Here is a 24,115-nt window from a genome sequence, read left to right as displayed (position 1 = left end):
TCACCGCGTCCGCGCGGCGATCGCCGCCAGCTGCTCGAGCACCTCGGCCTCGGGCCGGTCGTAGACCGCGACCGCCGGGGTGGCCTCGATGGCCGTCGCGAGCATCGTCTCGCCGACGAGATCGATCCGGCTGTAGCCGAATCCGGCCAGCCCGCGATGCCTGCCCACCGGCGCCATCGGGTCGATCCGGTACGACAGCGCCGGACCGATCCACACCGGGATCCCCGCCACCGCCGCCGCGGCGGTCAGATGGTTGTGCCCGCACAGGATCATCCGCACGTCGGAGCCCGCGAGCACCTCGGCCAGCCGGTCGGCGTCCTCGAGCTTGAGGAAATCGGCGGTGGCCACCGGCGAGGGAATCGGCGGATGATGCAGCACCAGCAGGGTGCCGCGCGGCGCGGGCACCCGCAGCTGCTCGCCCAACCAGGCCAGCTGCTCGAGTTCGAGCCTGCCCTCGTGCCGCAGCGGCGTCGTGCTGTCGAGCGCGATGACGCGCAGGCCGGCGATCTCGACGCAGGAATCGTGCGGCAGCGCGGGATCGACCGACCCGGGCGCCCGATCGAGGAGTTCCTCGCCGAAGGCCGACCGCTCGTCGTGATTGCCCATCACGTAGACGATCTCGGCGCCGAGTTCGGCCGCGACCGGCTCCACGGCCGCCCGCAGCCGCCGGTACGCCTCGGGTGACCCGTTGTCGGACAGGTCACCCGAGAGCACCAGGGCATCCACGTGCTGCCCGGCCGCGCGCAGCTGGGTGAGCACCCGCGCGAGGTTCGCGTCGGTGTCGACGACACCGTGGACGAGCTCACCGGTCGGCCGCAGGTGGGTGTCGGTGAGCTGGACGATGGTCAGATCACTCATCATGCCGCCGGGATGAGCTTGGCGCCCTCGGCCTGCGCGGCGGTCAGGGTCGACTGCGGATCCTTGCCCTGGAACACGATCGCCTCGACCGCGTCCATCATGCCGTCGCGCATCTGCAGATAGTTGTTGCCGGGCATGGAGACCCACGGTTCCATGGTGCCCAGCTGGGCGACGTTCGGCTTCAGCAGCGGGTTCTTCGCGGCCCAGTCCTTCAGGCCGTCGGGCTGGTCGAGCAGGCCGGTGCGCAGCGGCAGGTAGCCGATGTTCTGCGCGATCTTGATGTAGGACTCCTCACTGGTGAGGAACTTGATCAGTTCCCACGCGGCGCGCTGCTTGGCCGGATCGTTGGACAGGATGTGCAGGCCCGCACCGGAATTGGTCGGCACCGTCGGCTTGTCGCCGAACGCGGGCATCGCGGCCGAGCGCAGATCCCACTTGTCCTTGGCGCCGGTGACGAAGGTGCCCTGGATGGCGCTGGTCTCGAGGATCATGCCGATCTCGCCGCGCGCGAACGCCTCGTAGCCCTGCTTCTGGTTGAGCTTGGGCATGCTGCCCGAGTTCACCAGGTTCTGCGCCATCTGCGTCACCTCGACGGCGGGCGCGTCGGCGTAGGTGAGGGTGCGCCGGTCCTGGGAGATCACCCGGCCGCCGTTGGAACGCACCATCGACTGGAAGCACCAGTCCTTGGCGGTCTTGGTCAGGCAGTCGATGTACACCCCGCCCTTGCCGGTGCGGTCGGCGATCTGCTTGGCCGCGGTGGCGACCTCGGCCCAGGTGGCCGGGGGCTTGGCCGGATCGAGCCCGGCTTCGGCGAACAGCGAGGCGTTGAGATACAGCACCGGGGTGGAGAAGACGAACGGCACGCCGTAGGTGTGGCCGTTCCAGTCGTCGAGGACGCGGGCGCGCGGCGCGTAGGCGTGGCGGCCGTCGAAGTTGCGGGCCACCTCCTGCTTGCCGACGAGGGTGTCGAGCGGCTTGGCCTGCAGCTGATTGATGGTGAAGTCCAGATCGGAGAAACCGAGCTGGGCGACATCGGGCGGGGTGCCCGCGACCATCTGGTTCTGGATGCTGGAGATGGTGTCGGTGGCCGGGTTCGGGCTGTTGCCCTGCGGCTTCTGCGCGGTCACCTTGATATTGGGGTACTTCTTGCCGAAGTCGGCGATCAGCGCGTTGAACGTGTCGGTCCAGGCACCGGCGAGACCGTAGTTGTAAGACTCGAAGGTGATCGAGACCTGCTGCTCGGGCTTCAGCTCCGGGATCTGCGCGGTCGAAGTGGTGTCCGAGGACACGGTGCCGCCCAGACCGCAGCCGCTCAACGCGACGGCGGTGGTGAACACCACGCCCAGGAGGGGCAGGGTGCGTTTCATGGTGGTTCTCCTCATCGAGTGGTGCGGGGAAATCAGGGGACCGGCACGGCCGCCGCGTCCACGGCCTTCGGCGGATCCGGTTGCGGCGCACGCCAGGTCAACCGCAGGCCGGTGTCGGGGTCGAACAGGTGGATGTCGGCGGGATCCACCCGCAGGGTGATGTCCTCGCCCGCGGCGACCCCGGCCGGGCGCGCGGCGCGCACGCACAGGCTGGTCGCGCCCGCGTCGAGGTGCACCAGTTCCTCGCTGCCGAGGTTCTCGACCATGCGCACCGTCCCGCGGACGTCGTTGGCCGCGGGATCGATGCGCAGGCGCTCGGGCCGGATGCCCGCGATCACCGGGGTGGCGGTGTCGAGTTCGTCGGTGATGGCCAGGGCCGCGTCGACGCCGTCGGCGGTCACCCGCAGCGCGCCTCCGGTCGCGGTGACGACGGCGGGGAACAGGTTCATCGGTGGCGCGCCGAGGAATCCGGCGACGAAGGTCGAGCGGGGCTGGTCGTAGAGCTCGGCGGGGGTGCCGCACTGTTCGACCCGGCCCTCGTTGAGCAGCGCGATGCGCGAGGCCATGGTCATCGCCTCGACCTGGTCGTGGGTGACGTAGAGGAACGTCGCCCCCAATCGCTGGTGCAGGGCGATCAGTTCGGCGCGCGTCGCGCTGCGCAGTTTGGCGTCGAGATTCGACAGCGGCTCGTCCATGAGGAACGCGCCGGGATCGCGAACCATGGCGCGCGCCAACGCGACTCGCTGCCGCTGTCCGCCCGAGAGTGCCACCGGGCGCCGGTCCAGCAGCGCCGACAGCTCCAGGGTGGCCGACACTTCGGCGACCCGCTGGGTGATCTCCGCGCGGGGCCTGCGCCGGGCGCGCAGCGGGAAGCCGATGTTCTTGGCCACCGACAGGTGCGGGTAGAGCGCGTAGCTCTGGAACACCATCGCCAGGTCGCGCCGTTGCGGCGCGGCGTCGGTGACGTCGGTGCCGCCCACCAGGATCCGGCCCTCGCTGGGTTCTTCCAGTCCGGCGATCATCCGCAGCAGGGTGGATTTGCCGCAGCCGCTGGGGCCGAGCAGCACCATGAATTCGCCGTCGGCGATGTCGAGGCTCACCTCGCGCACCGCGTAGTCGGTGTCGAACTTCTTCGACACCGCCTGGATCTGCAGTCGTGCCACGTCTCTCCTCAGGCCGGCGCGGAGCCGGTGGTGATCCAGCGCGACACCTCGGTCGCGATCGCGGGCGAATCCTTCAACCAGGCGAAGTGATCGCGGTGCTCGACGGCGGAGTCCGCGTCGATGTGCCACTGGGTGACGCGCGCGGCGGGCATCCGCGACACCAGGAAGTCGACATTGGACTTCGGGCCGAGCACGTCCTCGGACAGCGAGATCGCCAGCACCGGCAGCGTCATCTGCGCCAGCAGCGTGTTGTAGCGGCGGGTGGTGCCGCGCGGGCGGTAGTAGCTGGTCAGCGAGTGGATGGACCAGTCGACCATCACCCCGCCCGGCATGGGCGCCGGGATCAGCACCCCGCCCGGCCAGTGCCCCTTGACCCGGGCGACCAGACCGATCCACTGGATCTGGCTCAGCGCCTCGAACCAGCGGCGCGGACCGAAGGCCCACCAGAACACGGTGCCGGTGCCGATCACGGTGACCCCGGCGACCCGCTCGGGTTCGGCGGCGGCGAACAGCAGGGCCAGCTGACCGCCCAGGCTGTGCCCGAACAGGTGCAGCGGCGCCTGCGGGAACCGGTCCTCGACGGCGGAAACGATGGCGGGCAGGTCGATTTCGAGCATCTCGCGGTAGCCGAAGTCGGTGTGCTCGCCGAGCGCGGGCTCGGCCTCGCCGTGCGCGCGCAGATCGACCGACGCCACCGACAGGCCGGTGGCGTGCAGGGCCTTGGCCAGTGCCTGGTAGTTGCGGGCCTTCATCGCCATCGCGGGCAGGATCAGCACGACGGGGGCGGTGGGGTCGGCGGCGGCCAGCCAGCGCACGGTGAACCGCACACCGTCGACGGTCTCGACCGTGCTGGTGTCGGGCGTGGTCGCGGTCATGCGGGATCCGTTCCGGCGATGCGGACATCGCATACGTAGTCGAAGGTGAATTCGGCCGTGAGCACGTCGTTGTCGTCGAGCAGCTCGGCCCGGCCGGACAGGCCGAACCGGGTGGACTCGGTGGCGGCCAGGATCATGGCGAGCTCGGTGGCGTCGACGGTGGCGACCGCCCGGATACGGCCACGCGCCGGCTTGCGGTAGGCGGCGGTGCCGCCGCGCAGGACCAGCCGGTCGATGGTGTGCAGGCGGTGCGCGGCCGCGCCGACGAACGCCGCGGCGCCCGCGATGTCGGCGGCGGTGAACAGCGCGCCCGCGTGGACGGTGCCCATGTGGTTGCACATCACCGGTTCGGCGGGGATCTCCACCACCGAGCGGGCGGGGGAGATCTCGGTGATCACGGTGCCGACGTGCGCGCCGAACGGCACCAGCGCCTGCGAGGCGTCGCGCAGGTAGCCGAAGTCGACGGCGTCGGGGTCGAGGGCGGGGTAGGCGGCGCCGAATCCGGCGATGCTGCGGGTCATCTCGTCGTCCTCTCAGCGCGGTCCGCGCAGGACGCGCCGCGCGATCGACCAGCGCAGCACCTCCGACGGACCCTCGTAGATGCGGAAAGCCCTTGCCTCCACCAGGAACCGGGCCACCAGGTGGTCCTCGCAGACCCCGAGCCCGCCGTGCAGCTGCACCGCGCGGTCGAGCACCCGCCACACCGCCTCGGAGACGAAGGTCTTGGTGATGGAGGCCTCGTGCCTGGCCTGCCCGGACGCGGCGCCGTGCTCGTCGATGGTGGCCGCGGTGGTGCGGATCAGCCCGCGGGCGGCGGCGATGTCGATCTCGTTGTCGGCGATCAAGCCCTGGGCCAGCCCGTGATCGGCGATCGGCACGCCGAAGGAGGTGCGGCCGCTGATGTGCTCGATGGTGAGCTGCTGGGCGCGCACGGCCAGGCCGAGCCAGTTCATGCAGAACACCAGGCGCGAGGGCGCCAACCGGACCTGCGCCAGATCGAGGCCGCGGCCGACCGTGCCCAGGATCGCCGTCTCGGGGACCTCGCAATCGGTGAACTCGACCTCGCAATGTCCACCGGGCGCGCTGGTGTGATCCAGCGTCGGCATCCGGCGGCCCACGCGCAGGCCCGGGTTGTCCTGGTCGACCAGGAACATCGTCGGCCCGTCGACCGTGGTGGCGACGCAGATGGTGAACGCGGCGCCCTGGGCGCCGGTGGTGAAGTGCTTGCGGCCGTTGATAACCCAGCCGGTGTCGGTCTCCTCGGCGACGGTGGCCAGCATCCGCGGGTCCGAGCCGGCGCCGGGAGCGGGTTCGGTCATCGCGATCGCGGAGCGGACCTCGCCGGCGGCGAGCGGAGCCAGGTAGCGGTGCCGCTGCTCGGGATTCGCGACCGCGGCGAGCAGGTGGATGTTGCCGTCGTCGGGCGCCCACGCGTTGACCGCCAGCGGCCCGAGCAGGCTCGCGCCCGCCGCCTCGAGCACCTCGGCCTGCGCCCTGGTGTCGAGGCCGAGACCGCCGTACTCGGGATCGGAGAGCGGGCCGAACACCCCGGCCTCCTTGGCCTTCTTCTGCAGGTCCAGGCGCAGGGCGTCGTCGGTGACCCGGCCACCGACCACGACCTCGCGTTCCACCGGGATCACGTGGTCTGCCACGAACTGTCTGGTCTTGTCGACCAGTTCCGCCACTGGAGTCATGGGGTCAGTGTCGGGCGGGCCCGCTGTCTGCTGCCGGGGCGATAGTGAATGTCGATCGGTCCAATCGACTCGGTGTTTCGCCCCAGCACGCCCGCCGCGTCGCGATCACGGTGAAGGGGACGACTTCGCCGCAGAGGTGGCCGGACTGTGGAAGGGCACGAGCGTGACCGAGTTGAGCGTGCGGGTGATCGAACGAACCGACGAAGCCGACGCGGTGTTCGCGCTGGTGCTGGCGGCGGCCGACGGCGGGGACCTGCCGTCGTGGACGCCGGGGGCCCACATCGACGTGGCGGTCGGGGAGTCGGGTGTGCGCCAGTACTCGCTGTGCGGTGACCCGGCCGAGCGCGATCGCTGGCGGATCGCGATCCTGCACGAACCCACGGGGCGAGGCGGATCGGCGTACCTGCACCGGACCGCGCTGCCCGGCAGCACGTTGTCGGTGTCGTTGCCCCGCAACAACTTCGAGCTGGGCAGTGCGCCCGAGTACACCTTCGTCGCCGGCGGCATCGGGATCACCCCGATCCTGCCGATGATCGCCGCCGCCGACCGCGCGGGCGCGCGCTGGACCCTGCACTACGGTGCCCGCACGAAGGCGCACATGGCCTTCGCGGACGCGCTCCTCGGCCGGTATCCCGCGGTGAACCTGGTTCCCCAGGACGTGTCCGGCCTGCTGCCGATCGCCGACATCCTCGCCGCGAGCCCCGGCGCCGCGGTGTACTGCTGCGGCCCCGAACCCCTGCTGGCCGCCGTCGAAGCCGAGGGCCAACGTCAGGGCATGACGATGCGCACCGAACGCTTCGTCCCGCGCGCCGTCGACCGCACCGGCCCCGACGCCGCCTTCGAGATCCAGCTGGCCCAGTCCGGCCGCACCCTGCGCATCGCCGCCGACCGCTCCATCGTCGACGTCCTCGAATCAGCGGGCGTCCCGGTCATCACCTCCTGCCGCGAAGGCACCTGCGGCAGCTGCGAAACCCCCGTCCTCGACGGCGAGATCGACCACCGCGACTCCCTCCTCACCCCCGAGGAACGCGACTCCGGCAAAACCATGATGCTCTGCGTCTCCCGAGCCCACTCCGAAGTCCTCGTCCTCGACCTCTGAGAACACCTGGCCCGCAGCGGAATCGGTACAGTGCCGTCCATGACCGCAGGCGAGATCGAGATCACCGCGGACCTGGTCCGTGACCTGCTGCGAGAACAACACCCCGACCTCGCCGAGCTGACGATCAGCGAGGTGGCGGGTGGCTGGGGCAATCAGATGTGGCGCCTCGGGGACGAGCTGGCCGTGCGCATGCAGCGCATGGACCTCACCCCGGAGCTTCAGCTGAAGGAGCGCCGGTGGCTCCCCGTGCTGGCCCCGCGCTTGCCGCTGCCGGTGCCGATCCCGGTGCGGGAGGGCGCGCCGTCCGCGCGGTTCCCCAAGCACTGGACCGTGATGACGTGGGTTCCCGGCAAGCCGATGGACGACGCCACGATCAGCCGAGGTGGACACGCGGCCGACACGCTGGCCGGGTTCCTCCGGGCTCTTCATGTGGACGCTCCCGTCGAAGCGCCGACCGCGACGGACCGGGGAGCCCACCCCCGTGACTGCGCCGAGGGCTTCGAGCACTACTTCGAGTCCGTCGCTCCCGCCGACCTCGCCGCCGACGTCCGCGCCGTCTGGGACGAGGCCGTCGCGGCCGACGAGTGGCGAGGCAGGCCGGTGTGGGTGCACGGCGATCTCCATCCGGCGAATGTCGTCGTCGCGGACGGGACGCTCGCGGGCGTGGTCGACTTCGGTGACCTGTTCGCCGGCGATCCCGCCTGGGACCTGGCGGCCGCCTGGGTATTGCTGCCCGCGGGCACGGCCGCACGCTTCTTCGACGCCTACGCGCGGGCGGACGACGCGGCTATCCGGCGCGCCCGCGGACTGGCCGCGTTGAAGAGTCTCTTCCTGATGCTCATGGGGCAGAACGGCGACCGGGGCCTCCCCGGCGGCAAGCCGCACTGGGGCCCGGTGGGCCGGGCGGCGCTCGAGCGCGTGCTGGACGGTGTGTGAAGCGAGCGGGCGAAGCGGCTGCTCGGCACCGGATTCCCGGGCTGTGTGAGCGCGACCCGATCGACGGCACGGGTCGACTGTCCGGCGCGGGGACAGCGGCACGGTTCCGGTAGGTTCGGCGGGATGACCGTGGGATCTGGGGCTTTGTATTGCGGGACACGGTGGGATGAGCAGGGGCGGTGGAGTTATGAGCTGATCCGGGCGGACGGGACGACGGAATTGCTGCCGGGGGTCGGGACGCGGTTGGCGTTTCGGGTGGACGGGGGTGAGCGGTATTGCCTGGGGTATCACGGGTTCGGGGGTGGGCGGCGGGGGCGGCAGGTGTGTCCGCGGCGGGCGCGGGTGGACAGCGGTAAGCAGTGTGCGCAGTGCCGGATCACCGAGGGGTGGGCGGTGGTGCACAGTCATCGGGGGACGCTGTCGGGGTTGCCCGAGCAGATCCGCGAGTATGTGGCGCAGCCGCATCACCTGTACATCGCCTACTTCGGTGACGGGATGACGAAGGTGGGGACGGCCTCGGCGGTGCGGCGGCAGCGGCGGCTCTACGAGCAGGGCGCGCTGGTGGCGCGGTTCATCACCGATTCGCCGGACGGGTTGCATGTGCGGGAACTGGAGCGGGCGGTGTCGGAACGCGCGGGGTTCCGGCAGGCCGTCCCCGGCGTCACCAAGACCAGGATCCTGACCAAACCGTTGCGGCCGTGGGCGGCGGTGGAGGCCGCTGTCGCGGACGCGGCCGAGCACGCGGCGGGCGTTCTGCCCGCGGCGACGGCCCGCACCGACACCGCGTGGTCGGGCGGCCGGGACTTCTACGACATCTTGCACACGCGCGGCCGATACCCGGACGCGCTGGAGTTCACCGAGGACTCCGGCGAGTACGTCCTCGACGCCGTCACCGCCCACGGGCACACCATCGCCTGCGCGGACGACGCGGGCGACGGTGAGTTGTTGCTGGTCAACGACTCGCGGTTGATCGGCCGCCGGATCGTGCTCGACCCCGCCATCACGGCCACCGCGGCACCGGTGCAGACCAGCCTGTTCTAGCGGCCGGCGCCGGCTGTCTCAGGTGTCACAGCCCTGCGACGGGTCACCCGAGGCCGACGGCGGCAGCTGGACCAGGCAGGCGAGCAGGTCGAGGAACGCCGCGGGCAGTTCGGCGGAACCGGTGGACACCGGTTCCGCCGAGGGCGCGGCGGCGACCGCGGGTGCCGCCGACAGCGGGAGGGTCAGCGCCGCGGTGGCGAGCAGAACGGACGCGAGCTTCGTGGACATGGTCACCTCTGGCCGTAGGCAGCTGAGTCGAGGCCCGATGCTACGCCGCCGTCCTGACACAGTCGCCGGGCCGACTCCGCCCACCGGTGGACAGCGCGGTGGTCACGCTGCGGTCGGCGGGCGGTCCGGCCCGCGCGGTCCCCATCGTGCTGTGCACCGCGCTCGCGGACGTCGATCGGCGCGCCGCGGTGATGGATCGGCGACATCGCGCAACCCGCCGCCCCAGGCGACGATGCTCAGCCGCCGCGACCCGGCTGGCGCGTGATCCGGTTCAGCCCAACCGGACCGGGAGTTCGAGCAGCCCACGGATGAGCGTGCTGGTCTGCCAGCCGAGGGAGTCGGCGGCGGGGGCCAGGCGCAGATCGGGGAAGCGGGTGAGCAGCGTGGTGAAGGCGATCTCGGCTTCGAGCCGGGCCAAGGGCGCGCCGACGCAGAAGTGGATGCCGTGGCCGAAGGCGAGGTGCCCGGTGGGATGACCGTCGACGGCCAGGCTGTCCGGGTCGGCGAAGCGGGCGGGGTCGCGGTTGGCGGCCGCGAGCGAGACGTAGACCAGTTCGTTCGCGGGGATCTCGACGCCGCCCAGGGTGACCGGCTCGGTCGTGTACCGCACCGTCGCCATGCCGACCGGCCCGTCGTAGCGCAGGAACTCCTCGATCGCCGCGGGCACGCCCGCCGGGTCGGCGCACAGCGCCTGCCACTGCGCGCGATCGCGCAGCAGGGCGTTGACGCCGTTGGCGATGAGGTTGACGGTGGTCTCGTGCCCGGCGACCAGCAGCAGGAACGCCATCGAGACCAGTTCCCGGTCGGTGAGGCGGTCGCCGTCGTCGTCGGCCAGCACCAGTTGGGACAGCAGGTCGTCGGCGGGATCGGCCTGCTTGGCCCGCACCAGGTTCGCCAGGTAGCCGACCATCGCCGCCGACGCGGCCGGGCGCTCGGTGTCCTCGCCCTCCCCGACGACGGTGACCAGAGCCCGCGTCCACGCCTGGAAGTCGGCGCGATCGGCGTAAGGCACGCCGAGCAGCTCACAGATCACCGTCACCGGAAGGGGATTGGCGAACTCCGCCAGCAGATCCACCTCCTCGCGCTCGGCGACGGCGTCGAGCAGCGAGGTGGTGATCTGCTCGATCCGGGGGCGCAGCGCGGCGACCTGCTTGGCGGTGAACGCCTTGTTCACCAGCTTGCGCAGGCGGGTGTGCGCGGGCGGGTCGGTGCTGAGCATGTGGCTGAGCAGGGTCAGCGCGTTCGGGTCCGACGGGGTGGAGTCGCGCTTGTCGTGCAGGATCGCGTCGACCCGCACGACATCCTTGGCCAGGCGCGGATCGGCCAGTGCCTGGCGGGCTTCGGCGTAGCCGACGATCACCCAGCGGATGACGTCGTCGGGGAAGCGGACCCGGTGCACCGGGGCCTCGGCGCGCCAGCGCCGGTAGTGGGCGTGCGGATCGTCGAAGAAGTCGGCGCCGATGGACGCGACGGGGGCGGCTGCGGTGATGTCGGCCATCCCGCGACGGTACCGGCGCCCGGTGAACGACTCACCGAACTCGGGTGATCTCGATCAGGCGATCGGAGGTCGGGATGGAATGGCTTGCGGCAAGACGGAATTCACCACGCGCTGGTCGAATGGCGGAGGAATCGTCCGCAGGGAGGAAAACCATGACCAGTACTGATGTCGACGTCGACGCGACCGCGGCCCGGCGCGTCGCCGAACTGACCGCGGTGTTCGAACGCGGACTGCAGGAGAAGCTGGGGGTCGGCGATTCGCTCGGCATCCGCCTGGAGAGCGCGGCCAAGGGACGCACCCGCTACTACCTCGACCCGAACCCGGCGACCATCAACGCCATGTTCACCGTGCACGGCGGCGTGCTCGCCACGCTGCTCGACACCGCCATGGGCAGCGCGGTCTTCACCGAGCTCGCCGACGGCGTCGCCTACACCACCCTCGAGCTGAAGGTGAACTTCATCCGCGCCGTCACCCTCGACGGCAGCCGCCTGACCTGCGAGGCCACCGCCGTCCACGTCGGCAGGCGCACCGCCACCGCCGAGGGCCGCATCACCGACGCCGCGGGCAAGCTCATCGCCCACGGCAGCACCACGATTCTCGTGCTGGCCCAGAGCAACTGACGCGCACGAGTACGGCCCCGCTCGCCAGGAGCGGGGCCGTACTCGTGTACTCAGGCGACGGTGCGGCAGCTCTCGACGAAGGCGATGAGCTCGTCGACCGGCTCGGTGCGGGTGTCCACCGCCCGGTCGATCACCTTCACCAGGTGTTCGTAGGCGGCGGTGTGGTCGTAGTCGGCGACCTCGGCGATACGCAGCGCCCACCGCCAGTAGCCGCGCAGCGTGTCCGACAGCGGCATCCGGAAATGGGCGATGACGTCGCGGATCGGCGCCACCACCGCGTCACCGTCGTGGCGCAGGTACCGGGTCACCACCTCGGCCATGAAACTGAAATGCCTCGCCTCGTCGCGGGACAGCCGCGTGAGCACCGCCGCCAGCACCGGATCGGTGACGACGTCGCGCAGCTGCTGGTAGTACATCTGCGTCGCCTTCTCCTGCACCAGCGCGTAGGCGAAGAACTGCACGGGATGGTCGTAGGGCAGGTCGAACGGCTTGTGCCCCTCTACCGCCAGTTCCGCACGCAGCGTCGACCTTTCGGCCATGCCCGCCGCCTCCTGATAGCGGGCCAGCGCCCTGGCGTGGGTGTCCTCCTCGAGCGCCCAGCGCACCGTGAAGTGGTAGAGCTCCCGATTGTGTTCGAAGGTCGGCAGGTCCACGCTGTCGTCGACCGGGAAGTGCCGGTGGTAGACGTCGAAATAGCCGGGCAGGTGGTCTTCGATGAGGGTGACGAACTGGACCGCGGAGCGCTGCCCCTCGGTGAGCCTGCCCGCGTCGGCGGCGGCCCAGTCGAAGGCGGTCTCCACGTCCCAGGCGCGGGTCGCGGGGGAGGCGGCGAGGAAGCCGTCGACCGCGGCGGTCAGCTCGGTGACGGGCAGCAGCCCCGGTGTGCTGATCATGTCCTACCTGGCATTCCGGCAGACCAGCGCGTAGTGCTTGGTGGTGTAACCCCAGCCCGCGTTGGCGATCTCGAGATAGTGGCGCAGCTTGGCCGCCAGGCCGGCGCCGTGCGCGTCGATGCGGTCGGCGGCGGCGTCGACATTGGCGATCCAGTCCTCGATCGTGCGCCGGTAGTTCTCGGTGAGATCGTCGACCGAGATCACCGAGAATCCGGCGTTCTCGGCGGCCGCGACCAGCTCCGAGAGCGGGCGCAGCTCACCGAAGCCGAAGATGTCCTCACGGACGAATCCGGTGCCGTCGCGATCGTCGAACGCGGCGCGGGTGGCCGCGTTGCGGAAGCAGCTCTCCGACACGTAGAGGGTGCCGCCGCGCCGCAGCACCGCCTTGGCGCGGCGGAAGACCTCGTCGGGATCGGGCATGTGCACGATCGAGCCGAGCAGGGTGACCGCGTCGAAGCCACGCGCGGGCAGGTCGAGCTGCTCGAAGTGCCCGACGCGGGTGCGCACCAGCTCGCTCACCCCGCGGGCGGCGGCCTGCGCGGCGATGTAGTCGTGCTGCCGCGGCGCCGGGCTGATACCCAGTGTCCGGCAACCCAGTTCGCTCGCCATGTAAAGGATCAGCGAACCCCAGCCGCAGCCCACGTCGAGCAGCTCTTCCCCGCCGCGCAGCCCGAGCCGCTCGGCGACGAAACGCAGCTTGTTGCGCTGTGCCGTCTCCAGGGTGTCGTCGGCGGATTCGTACAGTGCCGCACTGTATTTGCGCAGTGGATCGAGGAACTCGCCGAAGATGTCGGGATCGAGATCGTAGTGCTGATTGGTATCGGCGACGACCGTCATGCGGACGCTCCGCCCACCGAACGCTCCACCACGGCGGTGACCTCGGCCAGGGTGGACATGCCGAAGACGTCTTCGTCCTCGAGTTCGATGTCGAAGGTGCGCTCGATGCGGGCGATCATCCGCAGCACCCGTACCGAGTCGACCCCGGCCATGGCGCGCAGGTCGGCGTCGGGGGTCAGGTCGGCGGCGGGCAGGCCGGTCTCGGTGACCGCGATCTCGGTGACCGTGCGCAGGATGGTGTCGGCGGAAGTGGTGGTCATGGCCGGGCTCCGTTCGGGGAGAAGGTGTTCGCCGTGGACAGGGCGTGGTCGAGCAGGGCGACTTCGTCGTCGTCGAGGGTGAGCTGGTCGCGGACGGCGTGCAGATCGAAGGGCTGGTAGGTGGCCGTCGACGACGCGCACACCGCGCCGTCGGCGTCGAGGATCTCCGCGTGCGCGGAGATCGGGCCCGCCCCGCGCTCGGGCGGAAGCATGGCCACGCAGCGGTATTCGCGATCGATCAGCAGGGGCGTGAGGAACCGGGTGCGCTGGGAGACGGTGAAGGCGGGCACATGGCGCGCGAGCACGATGAGATTGCCCATCACCTCGTCGCACACCACGCCGATCAGGCCGCCGTGCACGACACCGGGATAGGACTCGAAGGCCCGGCCCAGCCGGAACGCGGCCACCAGGGCCCCGTCGGGGCGCGGGGTGAAGCTCAGGCGCAGCCCGGCGGCGTTGTGCGGGGAGCAGCCGAAGCAGTGGTAGTCGGGGATCACCGACCACGGCACCGTGACGGCCGTGGCCTGTTCGGCGGCCGTCATCAGGCGATGGCGTCGGCCAGCGCGCGACGCACCTTCGCGTTGCTGGACAGGTCGAGCCCGGTGATCGAGGCGAAGGTGCGGCGTACCTTGTCGTGCAGCACCTCGAGTTCGCCCTCGGCGGCGACCTGCTCGAGGAACAGCTCGAAGCCGGTGTCGATGGTCTCGTGGTCGCCGAGTTCGGCGATGCCGGCCTTGAAGGTGCTCACCGGATGCTTGATCTTGGCCTCGGAGCTGTAGACGTAGAGGGTCTCGAGCACCGAGGGCAGTTCCTCGGGGCGCTTCTTCAGCCGCTCGTTGGTGTAGTGGATGAACTCGCGCGCGTGCCCGGCCTCGTCGCGACTGGCGTTGAGCAGCAACTCCTTCAGCACGGGCTCGGCCACCCAGCTCGCCACCGCGCGGTACACGTGGTTGACGGTGAGCTCGGAGATGATGTTGGTGGCCAGCGTCGCCGAGGGCGTGCTGCCCGGCGCGTACGGCTCGCGCATGGCGTCGACGGCGCGGTCCTCGACGTCCTCGCCGAGCGCGCCGAGCCAGGAGCGGAACGCGTAGTGGTGCTGCACCTCCTGGTGGCCCCACACCACCGCGAAGGTGGAGAAGTCGTAGTCGTCGACGAATTCGTTGAGGAAGCCGTGCACCGCGGCGATCACATTGGACTCGCCCATCGCCGCGCTCTTGGCCAGGGTGATGTATTCGGGGCGGACCAGCGTCGGGTCGACGGCGGGCAGGTCCAGATCGCTCAGTTTCCAGTGCAGGCGTTCGTAGTGGCGGAACACGTCAAAGCTGTGCACGAGGCACTCCGTTCGATCGAGGGGGAGCCGGGCGCGGCGTCATCGCCGGCCGATCAGATCGCGGGCGGCGAGGCGTTGGAGCTTGCCGCTGCTGGTGCGGGGGATGCTGCGCGGGGCGACGAGGTGCACCTGGACCGCGCCGAGCCCGAGGTCGGCGGTGACGGCGGCTCGGATGGCGTCGGCGAGCGCGGCGGCCGCGGCGCCGGTGCGTTCGGTCTCGGCGATCAGGGCGATCACGTCCTCGCCGTCGGGATCGACGGCGGCGGTGCAGCGGCCCTTGTGGATGCCGTCGAGGTCACGGACGGCGGCCTCGACGTCCTGGGCGTAGTAGTTCACGCCGCGCACGGTGATCATGTCCTTGCAGCGACCGGTGACGAACAGTTCGGCGCCGCGCCGGTAGCCGAGGTCGCCGGTGCGCAACCACCCGTCGACGAACCGGTCGGCCACGGCCTCGGGGTCGGCGGTGAGATAGCCGTCGGTCACCGAGGCGCCCTGGATCAGGATCTCGCCGACCCGGCCGTCGGGCAGGTCGGCGCCGGTGTCGGTGTGCACGATCCGGAGCGCGATCCCGTCGACGGGCCGCCCGACCGAGGCCACCGCCCGCGCCCCTGCGGTGTCACGCGGCACCTCGTCGGCCACGGCGGCGTCCGAGAGCAGGGCGCGGTCGACCCACTCGAACACCGGCTCACGCAGCAGCGGCGGGAATGCGACGGCGAGGGTGGCCTCGGCCATGCCGTACACGCCGAACATCGTCGACGGCGCGAAGCCCGCGGGGGCGAATCGCTCGCGGAACGCGGTGACCACCGATTCGGCGATCGGTTCGGCGCCGTTGAACGCGATCCGCCAGTGACTCAGGTCGTACTCGCCGACCCGCTCCGGCGGGATGGCGCCCAGCAGCGCCTCGTAGCCGAAGTTGGGCATCGCGGTGATGGTGGTCTTCGTCGCGGCGAACTCTCCCAGCCAGCGCGCCGGATCCTTCACGAACGCGAGCGGCGACCACACGTGCGACGGGATGCCGCGCAGCACCGCCGACAGGGTGCCGAACAGTCCCATGTCGTGGAACAGCGGCAACCAGAATCCGCCCTGATCCTCGAGTCCGAGATCGATGCCGGTGCGGATGGCGGCCAGTCCGCTCACCACATTCGCGTGGGTGAGGCGCACGCCCTTGGGCAGCGCGGTGCTGCCGGAGGTGAATTGCACGATGGCCAGATCGTCGGGGCCGGTCGTCGGCAGGATGTCGACATCGGCGGTGATGTCGTCGACGAGTGCGCCGGTGTCGACGAATTCCACGCCGATGTCGCCGATCAGCGGGATCATCGAGGCGAAGCGGGGCGAGACGAGGATCGTCCGCATGCCCGCCGCCGCGGTGATCGCCGCCAGCTTGGCCGGGTAGGCGGCCGTCGCCCTGGCGCCGGCGGGCAGCGGCAGGGGAGTGGCGGCGCCGCCCGCCGCGGCGATGCCGAACAGCGAGGTCAGGAACTCCGGCGCGTTGGGGCTGAGCACGCCGACGGGTTCGCCGTGGCCGATCCCGCGGCGCACCAGCGCGGTCGCCGTCGTCCGGGCGCGGGCCAGTATCTCGGCGTTGTCCAGCTGCTCCGATACCGACCAGAATGTCGCGGGCACGTGCGGCCGTTCGGCGGCGACCGCGGCCAGCAGCGTGGTGAGCGTGTCGCTCGAACGCGAGGAATTCATGCCGGAAACGACAACAGCGGCATATGACATCGCGCTGAACGAACAACGAAATACGCGCGCCGATAATCACCGTCGATCGGCCAATTGCACTGCCTGATAAAGATATTCGGCTATCGCCCGATCGGAGCAGGCGATACTGTGCGAATTCGCGGCCTCGGCGCGACGACGATGAGCGGCGAAATCCCCGCACCGAAATCGCCCCTAGGAGCTGCCGGTGACTACCGATCATGTCGCGGTCGAGGACCCGACCCCGGTGCAGATCGCGGTGCTGGAGAGCGTCGCGCCGCACTGCCGCCACGACCCGTATCCCAGCTACGAAACCCTGCGCGCGGCCGGCCCGTTCGTGCCGGGCCCGCGCGAGACCCACCTGGTGCCGCGGCACGCGCAGGCCCAGGCCATCCTGAGTGATCCGCGCTGGAGCCACGCCGAGGAACCGGAGCTGCTGCACGGCGACAGCGATGTGGAGCTGCCCGGCTCGTTCCTGTGGATGGAGCCGCCGGACCACACCCGCCTGCGCGGTCTGGTGGGCAAGGCGTTCACCGCCCGCACCGTCGCCGGGCTGCACGAACGCGCCGACCGGCTCGTCGGCGGGCTGCTCACCGCCATGCTGGCCGACGGCGAGACGAACGTACTCGAGGCACTGGCCTACCCGGTGCCGCTGACGCTGATCTGCGAACTGCTCGGCGTCCCCGCCGAAGCCCACGCCCACGTGCGCGAGATCTCCGCGCACATCGCGCGTGGCCTCGACCCCGACACCCTGCTGAGCCCGGCCGAACTGGCGGCGCGCTCCACGGCCGTGCACGCGTTCGACGAGTTCTTCGGCGATCTGGTCGCCCAGCGGCGTGCCGACCCGCGCGACGACCTGATCACCGCGCTGGTGCACGCCGAGGAGGCCGGTGTCCGGCTGACCCGCACCGAACTGATCGGCACCCTGCTGATCCTCGTCGTGGCCGGGCACGAGACCACGGTCAACCTCATCGGCAACGGACTGCTGGCGCTGATCCGGCATCCCGACCAGTTCCAGCGGCTGCGCGAGGACCCCGCGCTGTGCGGTCCCGCCGTCGACGAGGTGCTGCGCTACGACCCGCCCGTGCACCTGACCACCCGCACCGCCCGCCATGAGATCGAGCTGGCCGGAAAGACGTTTGTCCCCGGCGACGCGGTGATCGTGCTGATCGGCTCGGCCGCCCGCGACCCGGAGGCCTTCCCCGAGGCCGACCGCTTCGACATCGGCCGCTATCTGCCGGGCCGGCGCCCCGAACGGCACCTGTCGTTCGGCCTCGGCCTGCACTACTGCCTGGGCGCGCCGCTGGCCCGCCTCGAGATGCAGGCGGTGCTGCGCGCCGTCGCCACCCGGGTCGAGCGGATGCAGCTGCTCGCCGAGCCGCCGTATCGCCCGAACGTGGTCGTGCGCGGCATGTCCGAACTGCGAATCAGCCTGGAGGGCCGATGAGTACCGCTGTCCCCGCCGACCTCACCTTCGACGCCTTCGCGCCCGAGCACCGCGCCGACCCGTATCCCGCCTACGCCCGGGTACGCACCGCCACCCCGCTGTTCCCGTACTCGCTCGACGATGTGCCGGTGCGGCTGGTGACCCGCTACGAGGAGTGCGCCGCGGTGCTCACCGGCGCCGACTGGGGTCACGGCTACGCGGCGGGCATCAGCCCCTTCCGCGACACCAGCGCGGCCATCCCCGGCTCGTTCGTCCGCATGGACCCGCCCGAGCACGGTCGCTACCGCAAGCTGGTGGCGAAAGCGTTCACCCCCAGGATGATCGGCGAGATGGCGCCGGTGGCGGGCACGGTGGTCGACGGCCTGGTCGACGCGGCGCTCGAGCGCGGCGAACTCGACGTGCTCGAGGATCTCGCGGTCCCGCTGGCCGTGGCCATGGTCGCGGTGCGGCTGCTCGGCGCCGACGCCGCCGACGGCCCGAGCTTCCGTGCCTGGCAGCTGGCCATCGCGCGCGGCAGCGACCCCGACTCGCTGCTCGGGCCCGACGACATCAGCGCCCGCACCGACGCGGCCATCGCCTGCATGGGCCACTTCGCCCGGCTCATCGCCGAGAAGAAGCAGCGGCCCGGCACCGACCTGCTCAGTGAACTCGTCGCGGCCAGTGTGGACGGTGACTTCCTCACCGAGCCCGAGGTGATCGGGATGTCGCTGCTGCTGCTCGTGGCGGGCATGGAGACCTCGATCAACCTGATCGGCAACGGGATGCTCGCCCTGCTGCGCCATCCCGGCCAGCTCGCGCTGTTGCGCGCGCGGCCGGAGCTGATCGGGCCCGCCATCGACGAGATGCTGCGCTACGACGCGCCCACCCAGTTCACGATCCGGGTGGCGCTGGCCGACACCCGGGTCGGCGAGCACAGCTTCCGCCGCGGCGACGGCGTCGTCGTGCTCACCGGCTCGGCCAATCGCGACGAGCGGGTCTATCACGACCCCGACACCTTCGACATCACCCGCTTCACCGGAAACCGTCCGCCGCGTAAGCATCTCGGCTTCAGTTTGGGCATCCACTACTGCGTCGGCGCGCCGCTGGCCCGCATCGAGGCAGAGGCCGCGATCCGCACCCTGCTCGACCGGGCGCCCGAGCTGGCCCTGGCCGAGCAGCCGGTCGAGTACCGGCCCAGCCTGATCCACCGTGGCATCCGGCATCTCCCGGTGACCCTGTGACCGCGCCGCGCCGGCACGCGCTCGTCCTCGGCGCCGGGGTCGCCGGGCTGCTGGCGGCGCGGGTGCTCGCCGAGCGGTTCGACCGGGTCACCCTGGTGGAACGCGACGAGCTGGACGCGAAAGAGACCGTGCGCCGCGGTGTTCCGCAGGCCTGGCACCTGCACGGACTGCTCGACCGGGGCCGCCGGATCATGGAGGAGCTGTATCCGGGCTTCACCGAGGAGGCGGTCTCCGACGGCGCGACCGTGGCCGAGGTGCTCGTCGGCACCCGCTGGTACGTCGGCGGGTCCCGGCTGGCGGCGGGCGCGACCGGACTCACCTCGCTGATCGCGACCCGCTCACTGCTCGAAACCGTCCTCCGTAGACGCACTCTGCGGACGCGGGGCATCGAACTGCTGACCAGGACGACCGCGCAGGGCCTGGTCGGTGACGCCGAGCGGGTCCGCGCCGTCCGGGTCACCGGGCCGGCGGGCGAGCAGACCCTGGCCGCCGATCTGATCGTCGATGCCAGCGGCCGCGGGTCACGAATCACCCAGTGGCTCGACGAGATCGGCGCGGAGGTGCCCGAGGAGGAACGCCTCGACGTGGATCTGGGCTACGCGTCGCGGTTCTTCCGGCACCGGCCCGGCCAGCTGGGTGGGCAGGCGTCGGTGATCGTGTCGACCGGCGCCGACGGGCGCGGCGGCGGCGCGGTGCGGGTGGAGGGCGACCGCTGGCACGTCACCCTCGCCGGGATGCTCGGCGACCATCCACCGACCGACGATCAGGGCTTCCGCGACTACGCCGCGTCGCTGTCGGCGCCCGACATCCACACCATCGTCGTCGGCTCCGACGCCCTGGGCGAGCCGGTCCCGTACCGCTTCCGCACCGCCGTGCGCAGGCGCTTCGATCGCCAGAGCGCCCCACCCGCGGGGCTCGTGGTGCTCGGCGACGCCCAGTGCGCGTTCAATCCGCTCTACGCCCAGGGCATGACCGTGGCCGCCCTGCAAGCCGCCGCCCTGCGCGACAGTCTCGACGCCGACGACCTCCCCGCGCGCTTCTACGCGACCGCGGCCGACGCGGTGGCGGTGGCCTGGCAACTGGCCGCGGGCTCGGATCTGCGCCATCCCGGCGTCGAGGGCAGGCGCACCCTGCGCACCCGGCTCACCGATGTCTTCGTGACCAGGGTGCAGCGCGTGGCCCACCACGATCCGCGCGTAGCCAGGACCTTCCTGCGGGTCGCCCACCTGGTCGACCCGCCCACCGCGCTCACCGCGCCGGGCACGCTGCGCCGCATCCTCCTGTCCTGACCACCCTTCGCGAGGAGACCCACCCATGACCTCCACGATCGACACCGACGCCGTCCAGACCGCCCTGGTCCAGCTGTTCGGGCCCGACGGGCGCGCCGACCCCTACACGCCCGCCCGCGTGCTGCGCGAGGCGGGCCCCATCCACCAGACCCCGCTCGGCCACCACGTGCTCACCCGTTACGAGGACTGCGCGGCGGTGCTGTCCACCACCGCGTGGAGCCACGCCGAGGAAGCGGCGATGATGCACCCGACGGTCTCGCCGGAGAACGCCCCCGAGGAACTGCCCACCTCGTTCCTGTGGATGGAGCCGCCGGATCACACCCGCCTGCGCAACCTCGTCACCAAGGGCTTCACCCCGCGCATGGTGACCCGGCTGCGCCCGCGGATCGAGCAACTGTGCGAGCAGCTCGTCGACGACGCCGTGGCCGCGGGCGAGTTCGACCTCGTCGAGCTGATCGCCTACCCGCTGCCGCTGATCATCGCCTGCGAGCTGATCGGCGTGCCGAAGGAGGCCTACGACCAGGTGCACCGCTGGTCGCAGGACCTTGCCCGCGGCTTCGACCACGACTACACGCTGCCCGAGGAATGCCTGCGGGCGCGCAGCGCGGCCTCGCGCGGATTCATGGGCTACTTCCGTGAGCTGCTCAACGAACGCCGCGTCAACCCGCGCGACGATCTGCTCAGCGCGCTGTCGCAGGTCGAGGACCGCGGCGACGTGCTCACCGAGCAGGAGCTGCTCGCCACCTGCATCACCACCTTCGTGGCCGGGCACGAGACCACCGCCAATCTCATCGGCACCGGCATGTTGCGCCTGCTGCGCAACCCCGACCAGGTCCGGGTGCTGCGCGAGCGTCCCGAGATGCTCGCGCACACCCCCGACGAACTGTTGCGCCTCGACCCGTCGGTGCAGATCACCACGCGGGCCGCGACCCGGCCGATCACCGTGGCCGGGCACCGGTTCGAGCAGGGCGAAGGCGTGGTGGTGCTGATCAATTCGAGCAATCACGATCCGGCCGCCTTCCCCGACCCGGAGCGGGTGGACGTGACCCGCTACTCCGATCCGAAGAACCCGGCCAAGAAGCACCTGGGCTTCAGCCTCGGCATCCACTACTGCCTCGGCGCCCCGCTGGCGCTGCTGGAGATGGAGATCCTGCTCGACGTGCTGTTGCGCAAGGTCGGCTCGCTGGAGCTGCGGAGTGAGAATCCGCCGTTCAAGCCGAATGTCGTCATCCGCGGTCTGGAGTCGCTGCCGGTGGCGGTCACGCCGGCCTGAGTGGTGCGCTGTGCCCGGCCCCGTCGACGTCGGCGGGGCCGTCAGTGCTTCTCGGTCGGGATGTCGAGGGCGGCGAGCAGTGCCGTGGCGGCGGGACTGCGACCCGTCCGGCTCCAGACGGCGTACTCCACCCGGGTGGGCGCGTCGGTGATCTCGATCGCGCGCACGCCGACGAGTTGTGGCGCATGGGCTTTCGGCAGCATGGCCACACAGAGGTCCGCGGCGACCAGGCGCGCGATGTAGTCCGCGGTCGTGACCTCGAAGGCGACATCGCGGGTCAGTCCAGCCGCGGTGAAGGCGAGATCGGATTGGACGCGGCCCGCCGTGCCCGCCGGGAGATCGACGAAGACCTCATCGGCCAGCGTGCGCAGGTCGACCTCGCCGGCGGCGGCGAGCCGATGCCCCGGTGCGACCACCGCGACGAGCCGGTCGCGCGCGAGTTCGTGGACGGCGACCCCGCGTGGGCGCACGGTGGTCGGCATGCCGAGGAACGCCACGTCCAGGGCGCCCTGCTCGACCTGCTCGGCCAGGTCCTCGCTCGCCCCGACCCGCAGACTGATCCGCACCGCCGGGTGACGGGCACGGAACGCGCCGAGCGCCACGGGCAGATCCACCGCGGCGACGGTCGGGATCAGGCCGACCGCGAGCCTGCCGCGCACCTCGCCGATCGCGGCCGCGACCTCCGCGCCCGCGCGTTCGGCGGCCTCGAGGCATTGCCGGGCGGCAGGGAGGAACGCCGCGCCGGCCGGGGTCAGCCGCACCCGACGGCTGGTCCGCTCGAACAGCGGGGCGCCCAGTTCGCGTTCCAGCTTGGCGATCTGGTGGCTCAGCGCGGACTGCACCACCAGGCAACGCTCGGCGGCCCTGGTGAAGCTGTTCGTCTCGGCCACGGCCAGGACATAACGCAGCTGCTGCAACTCCATCCAATCATCGTGAATCACGATCGCTTCGGTGACAAACATGTGTTGGATTCATTGATCGCGAAGGTCTTCGATAAAGGACATGAACATCGCGCTACGCCTCCTCGGATCGGTCGCCGTCGCCGCGGCCGTCCTGCTCCCCGTCGACCACGCGGTCGCGCAGGGACCGTTGTTTCCCACCACGATCGGGCTGCCCGACGGGTTCCAGGCCGAGGGGATCGCCATCGGGACGCTGCCGGTGGCCTATTTCGGTTCCATGGCCGACGGGTCGATCTATCGCGCCGACCTCGTCACCGGGCAGGGGCAGTTGCTCAGCCGAGGGCCGGGGACACCCGCGCTCGGCTTGCAGCTCGACGATCGCGGCAGGCTCTTCGTGGCGGGCGGCACCGGCGGTGACTTCCGGGTGCTCGACGCCGGGACCGGCGCGGTGCTGGCCACCTACCGATTCGCCACCGGCCCAGACACTTTCGTCAACGACATCGTGCTGACCGCCGACGGCGCCTGGGTCACCGACTCGACCGCCCCGGTCCTCTATCACCTCCCCATCGGCCCGGACGGCGCCTTGCCGCCCGCCGAGTCGGTGCGCCGGATCCCGCTGAGCGGTGACATCGCCTATGTCCCTCAGGCCTTCAACGCCAACGGGATCGTCCGGACTCCGGACGGGAGCGCGCTGCTGATCGCGCAATCGGTGACCGGTGAGCTGTTCCGCGTCGACCCGGCGACCGGCGTCACCACGCGCGTCGACCTGCACGGCGAATCGCTGCCGGACGTGGACGGGCTGCTGTTGCAGGGCACTACGCTGTTCGCCGTCCAGAACCGCCGCAACGCCGTCGCAGTCCTCGCCCTCGACAGCGCTGGAACGCAGGGGCACGTCGAGCGCCGCATCACCGACCCGCGCTTCGACGTCCCCGCCACCGTCGCCGCGTTCGGTGACCGCCTCTACCTGCCGAACGCGCGCTTCGACACCCCGCCCACCCCGTCGACGCCGTACGCCGCGGTGGCCGTCGACCGGCGCTGAGGCAGGCGGTCAGCCCGCCGTGTTCACATTGCGGAGAGTGACCAGCGCGGTGGCACACAGGGTTTCGGTCCCGTCCTCGACGGAGAACAGCTCGGCCGCCGCGACGGTCAGTGTGGCGCCCGGCTTGACCACCCGGCCCTTGGCGAGGATCTCGGCGCCCTTGGCCGGGGCGAGGATCTTCACGGTGTAGTCGATGGTCATGTTGACCCAGCCGACCGGGAGCAGGGTGCCCGCGGCCGAGCCCGCCGCGAAGTCCGCCAGCGAGCCGAGCACGCCGCCCTGCAGATAGCCGTTGTGCTGGGTGAGTTCGGGGCGGTGCGGCTGGACGAGTTCCACTTCGCCGGGCGCGATCCGGCCGAAGCGGAAACCGAGGTGGGCGGCGGCAGGCATCGACAGCACGGCGGCGGGCACCACCTGGGCGTAGTCGGGGTTCGGCGGTGTCGTCATGCCGGACGGCTCCTTCGCTGGGGGTGCGCGGACGGTACCAAGACGGCGCGGCCCACGGCGGCGAACGCCGTGGGCCGCGATCGCGCGATCGGGTCGGTCGATCG

The 24,115-nt window shown here is 71.1% G+C and carries 25 protein-coding genes; 9 read left to right on the top strand and 16 right to left on the bottom strand.

The window, feature by feature from the left end:
* The 6 genes from DFR69_RS00325 to DFR69_RS00300 are packed head-to-tail and all read right to left on the bottom strand — an operon-like array spanning window position 1 to window position 5,957.
* Window positions 1–858 carry a metallophosphoesterase gene (locus tag DFR69_RS00325; RefSeq protein WP_186817402.1) on the bottom strand — a complete coding sequence of 286 codons (858 nt, stop codon included), beginning with the start codon at window positions 856–858 and terminating at the stop codon, window positions 1–3.
* The gene (locus DFR69_RS00320; protein ID WP_186817400.1) at window positions 858–2,225 is read right to left on the bottom strand and encodes an ABC transporter substrate-binding protein; all 1,368 of its coding nucleotides are present in this window, start codon (window positions 2,223–2,225) and stop codon (window positions 858–860) included. The genes DFR69_RS00325 and DFR69_RS00320 overlap by 1 nt, the downstream gene beginning before the upstream one ends.
* A gap of 32 nt (window positions 2,226–2,257) precedes the next feature.
* Window positions 2,258–3,388: an ABC transporter ATP-binding protein gene (locus tag DFR69_RS00315; protein WP_110035379.1), complete on the bottom strand. Its 1,131-nt coding sequence runs from the start codon at window positions 3,386–3,388 to the stop codon at window positions 2,258–2,260.
* A gap of 8 nt (window positions 3,389–3,396) precedes the next feature.
* On the bottom strand, window positions 3,397–4,263 hold the full coding sequence (locus DFR69_RS00310; protein ID WP_244198010.1) for an alpha/beta hydrolase family protein: 867 nt from the start codon (window positions 4,261–4,263) through the stop codon (window positions 3,397–3,399).
* The gene (locus DFR69_RS00305) at window positions 4,260–4,784 is read right to left on the bottom strand and encodes a YiiD C-terminal domain-containing protein (RefSeq protein WP_110035377.1); all 525 of its coding nucleotides are present in this window, start codon (window positions 4,782–4,784) and stop codon (window positions 4,260–4,262) included. Before DFR69_RS00305 ends, DFR69_RS00310 begins: the two co-directional genes overlap by 4 nt.
* A gap of 12 nt (window positions 4,785–4,796) precedes the next feature.
* On the bottom strand, window positions 4,797–5,957 hold the full coding sequence (locus DFR69_RS00300; RefSeq protein WP_110035376.1) for an acyl-CoA dehydrogenase family protein: 1,161 nt from the start codon (window positions 5,955–5,957) through the stop codon (window positions 4,797–4,799).
* A 163-nt stretch (window positions 5,958–6,120) separates the two neighbouring features.
* On the opposite strand from DFR69_RS00300, the gene DFR69_RS00295 reads away from it, so the two are divergent.
* The 3 genes from DFR69_RS00295 (at window position 6,121) to DFR69_RS00285 (ending at window position 9,033) form a co-directional block, all read left to right on the top strand.
* Entirely contained in the window at window positions 6,121–7,056 is a 936-nt protein-coding gene (locus tag DFR69_RS00295) for a PDR/VanB family oxidoreductase (protein ID WP_244198009.1), read from the top strand.
* A 39-nt stretch (window positions 7,057–7,095) separates the two neighbouring features.
* Window positions 7,096–7,992, top strand: coding sequence for an aminoglycoside phosphotransferase family protein (locus tag DFR69_RS00290; protein ID WP_110035374.1), 897 nt, complete (start codon window positions 7,096–7,098; stop codon window positions 7,990–7,992).
* Window positions 7,993–8,334: 342 nt separating this feature from the next.
* Window positions 8,335–9,033 carry a hypothetical protein gene (locus tag DFR69_RS00285; protein ID WP_341867789.1) on the top strand — a complete coding sequence of 233 codons (699 nt, stop codon included), beginning with the start codon at window positions 8,335–8,337 and terminating at the stop codon, window positions 9,031–9,033.
* Window positions 9,034–9,051: 18 nt separating this feature from the next.
* Here DFR69_RS00285 and DFR69_RS00280 read toward each other — a convergent pair whose 3' ends face one another.
* Complete coding sequence (locus DFR69_RS00280) at window positions 9,052–9,261, bottom strand: hypothetical protein (protein WP_146229171.1); 210 nt, start codon at window positions 9,259–9,261, stop codon at window positions 9,052–9,054.
* A gap of 271 nt (window positions 9,262–9,532) precedes the next feature.
* On the bottom strand, window positions 9,533–10,759 hold the full coding sequence (locus tag DFR69_RS00275) for a cytochrome P450 family protein (protein ID WP_110035371.1): 1,227 nt from the start codon (window positions 10,757–10,759) through the stop codon (window positions 9,533–9,535).
* Between the two features lie 152 nt (window positions 10,760–10,911).
* Between DFR69_RS00275 and DFR69_RS00270 the strand changes: the two genes are divergently transcribed.
* Entirely contained in the window at window positions 10,912–11,379 is a 468-nt protein-coding gene (locus tag DFR69_RS00270) for a PaaI family thioesterase (RefSeq protein WP_110035370.1), read from the top strand.
* 50 nt (window positions 11,380–11,429) lie between these two features.
* Here DFR69_RS00270 and DFR69_RS00265 read toward each other — a convergent pair whose 3' ends face one another.
* The 6 genes from DFR69_RS00265 to DFR69_RS00240 are packed head-to-tail and all read right to left on the bottom strand — an operon-like array spanning window position 11,430 to window position 16,391.
* Window positions 11,430–12,272, bottom strand: a complete 843-nt coding sequence (locus DFR69_RS00265; protein ID WP_110035369.1) for an acyl-ACP desaturase — start codon at window positions 12,270–12,272, stop codon at window positions 11,430–11,432.
* Window positions 12,273–12,275: 3 nt separating this feature from the next.
* Entirely contained in the window at window positions 12,276–13,109 is an 834-nt protein-coding gene (locus tag DFR69_RS00260) for an SAM-dependent methyltransferase (protein WP_110035368.1), read from the bottom strand.
* Complete coding sequence (locus tag DFR69_RS00255; RefSeq protein WP_110035367.1) at window positions 13,106–13,369, bottom strand: acyl carrier protein; 264 nt, start codon at window positions 13,367–13,369, stop codon at window positions 13,106–13,108. Before DFR69_RS00255 ends, DFR69_RS00260 begins: the two co-directional genes overlap by 4 nt.
* Complete coding sequence (locus tag DFR69_RS00250; RefSeq protein ID WP_110035366.1) at window positions 13,366–13,911, bottom strand: PaaI family thioesterase; 546 nt, start codon at window positions 13,909–13,911, stop codon at window positions 13,366–13,368. Before DFR69_RS00250 ends, DFR69_RS00255 begins: the two co-directional genes overlap by 4 nt.
* The gene (locus DFR69_RS00245) at window positions 13,911–14,699 is read right to left on the bottom strand and encodes a ferritin-like domain-containing protein (protein WP_110035365.1); all 789 of its coding nucleotides are present in this window, start codon (window positions 14,697–14,699) and stop codon (window positions 13,911–13,913) included. Before DFR69_RS00245 ends, DFR69_RS00250 begins: the two co-directional genes overlap by 1 nt.
* Window positions 14,700–14,738: 39 nt before the next feature.
* Window positions 14,739–16,391 (bottom strand): AMP-binding protein, encoded by a 1,653-nt coding sequence (locus tag DFR69_RS00240; protein ID WP_110035364.1) that lies wholly within the window; start codon window positions 16,389–16,391, stop codon window positions 14,739–14,741.
* 214 nt (window positions 16,392–16,605) lie between these two features.
* On the opposite strand from DFR69_RS00240, the gene DFR69_RS00235 reads away from it, so the two are divergent.
* The 4 genes from DFR69_RS00235 to DFR69_RS00220 are packed head-to-tail and all read left to right on the top strand — an operon-like array spanning window position 16,606 to window position 21,626.
* Window positions 16,606–17,844: a cytochrome P450 gene (locus DFR69_RS00235; protein ID WP_110035363.1), complete on the top strand. Its 1,239-nt coding sequence runs from the start codon at window positions 16,606–16,608 to the stop codon at window positions 17,842–17,844.
* Complete coding sequence (locus DFR69_RS00230; RefSeq protein WP_110035362.1) at window positions 17,841–19,064, top strand: cytochrome P450; 1,224 nt, start codon at window positions 17,841–17,843, stop codon at window positions 19,062–19,064. Before DFR69_RS00235 ends, DFR69_RS00230 begins: the two co-directional genes overlap by 4 nt.
* Entirely contained in the window at window positions 19,061–20,353 is a 1,293-nt protein-coding gene (locus DFR69_RS00225) for an NAD(P)/FAD-dependent oxidoreductase (protein WP_110035361.1), read from the top strand. The genes DFR69_RS00230 and DFR69_RS00225 overlap by 4 nt, the downstream gene beginning before the upstream one ends.
* A gap of 25 nt (window positions 20,354–20,378) precedes the next feature.
* The gene (locus tag DFR69_RS00220; RefSeq protein WP_110035360.1) at window positions 20,379–21,626 is read left to right on the top strand and encodes a cytochrome P450; all 1,248 of its coding nucleotides are present in this window, start codon (window positions 20,379–20,381) and stop codon (window positions 21,624–21,626) included.
* A gap of 41 nt (window positions 21,627–21,667) precedes the next feature.
* Here the strand turns inward: DFR69_RS00220 and DFR69_RS00215 are convergent, their stop codons facing one another.
* A complete protein-coding gene (locus DFR69_RS00215) occupies window positions 21,668–22,549 on the bottom strand; it encodes a LysR family transcriptional regulator (RefSeq protein ID WP_110036039.1) in 882 nt (293 codons plus the stop codon).
* Window positions 22,550–22,628: 79 nt separating this feature from the next.
* Here DFR69_RS00215 and DFR69_RS00210 point away from each other — a divergent pair, with 79 nt between their 5' ends.
* Window positions 22,629–23,564: an SMP-30/gluconolactonase/LRE family protein gene (locus DFR69_RS00210; RefSeq protein WP_110035359.1), complete on the top strand. Its 936-nt coding sequence runs from the start codon at window positions 22,629–22,631 to the stop codon at window positions 23,562–23,564.
* Between the two features lie 9 nt (window positions 23,565–23,573).
* Here DFR69_RS00210 and DFR69_RS00205 read toward each other — a convergent pair whose 3' ends face one another.
* Window positions 23,574–24,011, bottom strand: coding sequence for a PaaI family thioesterase (locus DFR69_RS00205; RefSeq protein ID WP_110035358.1), 438 nt, complete (start codon window positions 24,009–24,011; stop codon window positions 23,574–23,576).
* Window positions 24,012–24,115: the final 104 nt, after the last annotated feature.

This window comes from Nocardia neocaledoniensis, assembly GCF_003182135.1.
Lineage (GTDB): Bacteria > Actinomycetota > Actinomycetes > Mycobacteriales > Mycobacteriaceae > Nocardia > Nocardia neocaledoniensis.
The sequence above is the reverse complement of the archived record's forward strand: the minus strand, read 5'-3'. Positions and strand labels throughout refer to the sequence as shown.

Coding starts and splice junctions, on each gene's coding strand:
- DFR69_RS00325 (WP_186817402.1), bottom strand. CDS start 858: ATGAGTGATCTGACCATCGTCCAGCTCACCGACACCCACCTGCGGCCG.
- DFR69_RS00320 (WP_186817400.1), bottom strand. CDS start 2,225: ATGAAACGCACCCTGCCCCTCCTGGGCGTGGTGTTCACCACCGCCGTC.
- DFR69_RS00310 (WP_244198010.1), bottom strand. CDS start 4,263: ATGACCGCGACCACGCCCGACACCAGCACGGTCGAGACCGTCGACGGT.
- DFR69_RS00305 (WP_110035377.1), bottom strand. CDS start 4,784: ATGACCCGCAGCATCGCCGGATTCGGCGCCGCCTACCCCGCCCTCGAC.
- DFR69_RS00300 (WP_110035376.1), bottom strand. CDS start 5,957: ATGACTCCAGTGGCGGAACTGGTCGACAAGACCAGACAGTTCGTGGCA.
- DFR69_RS00290 (WP_110035374.1), top strand. CDS start 7,096: ATGACCGCAGGCGAGATCGAGATCACCGCGGACCTGGTCCGTGACCTG.
- DFR69_RS00280 (WP_146229171.1), bottom strand. CDS start 9,261: ATGTCCACGAAGCTCGCGTCCGTTCTGCTCGCCACCGCGGCGCTGACC.
- DFR69_RS00275 (WP_110035371.1), bottom strand. CDS start 10,759: ATGGCCGACATCACCGCAGCCGCCCCCGTCGCGTCCATCGGCGCCGAC.
- DFR69_RS00270 (WP_110035370.1), top strand. CDS start 10,912: ATGACCAGTACTGATGTCGACGTCGACGCGACCGCGGCCCGGCGCGTC.
- DFR69_RS00265 (WP_110035369.1), bottom strand. CDS start 12,272: ATGATCAGCACACCGGGGCTGCTGCCCGTCACCGAGCTGACCGCCGCG.
- DFR69_RS00260 (WP_110035368.1), bottom strand. CDS start 13,109: ATGACGGTCGTCGCCGATACCAATCAGCACTACGATCTCGATCCCGAC.
- DFR69_RS00255 (WP_110035367.1), bottom strand. CDS start 13,369: ATGACCACCACTTCCGCCGACACCATCCTGCGCACGGTCACCGAGATC.
- DFR69_RS00250 (WP_110035366.1), bottom strand. CDS start 13,911: ATGACGGCCGCCGAACAGGCCACGGCCGTCACGGTGCCGTGGTCGGTG.
- DFR69_RS00240 (WP_110035364.1), bottom strand. CDS start 16,391: ATGAATTCCTCGCGTTCGAGCGACACGCTCACCACGCTGCTGGCCGCG.
- DFR69_RS00230 (WP_110035362.1), top strand. CDS start 17,841: ATGAGTACCGCTGTCCCCGCCGACCTCACCTTCGACGCCTTCGCGCCC.
- DFR69_RS00220 (WP_110035360.1), top strand. CDS start 20,379: ATGACCTCCACGATCGACACCGACGCCGTCCAGACCGCCCTGGTCCAG.
- DFR69_RS00215 (WP_110036039.1), bottom strand. CDS start 22,549: ATGGAGTTGCAGCAGCTGCGTTATGTCCTGGCCGTGGCCGAGACGAAC.
- DFR69_RS00210 (WP_110035359.1), top strand. CDS start 22,629: ATGAACATCGCGCTACGCCTCCTCGGATCGGTCGCCGTCGCCGCGGCC.
- DFR69_RS00205 (WP_110035358.1), bottom strand. CDS start 24,011: ATGACGACACCGCCGAACCCCGACTACGCCCAGGTGGTGCCCGCCGCC.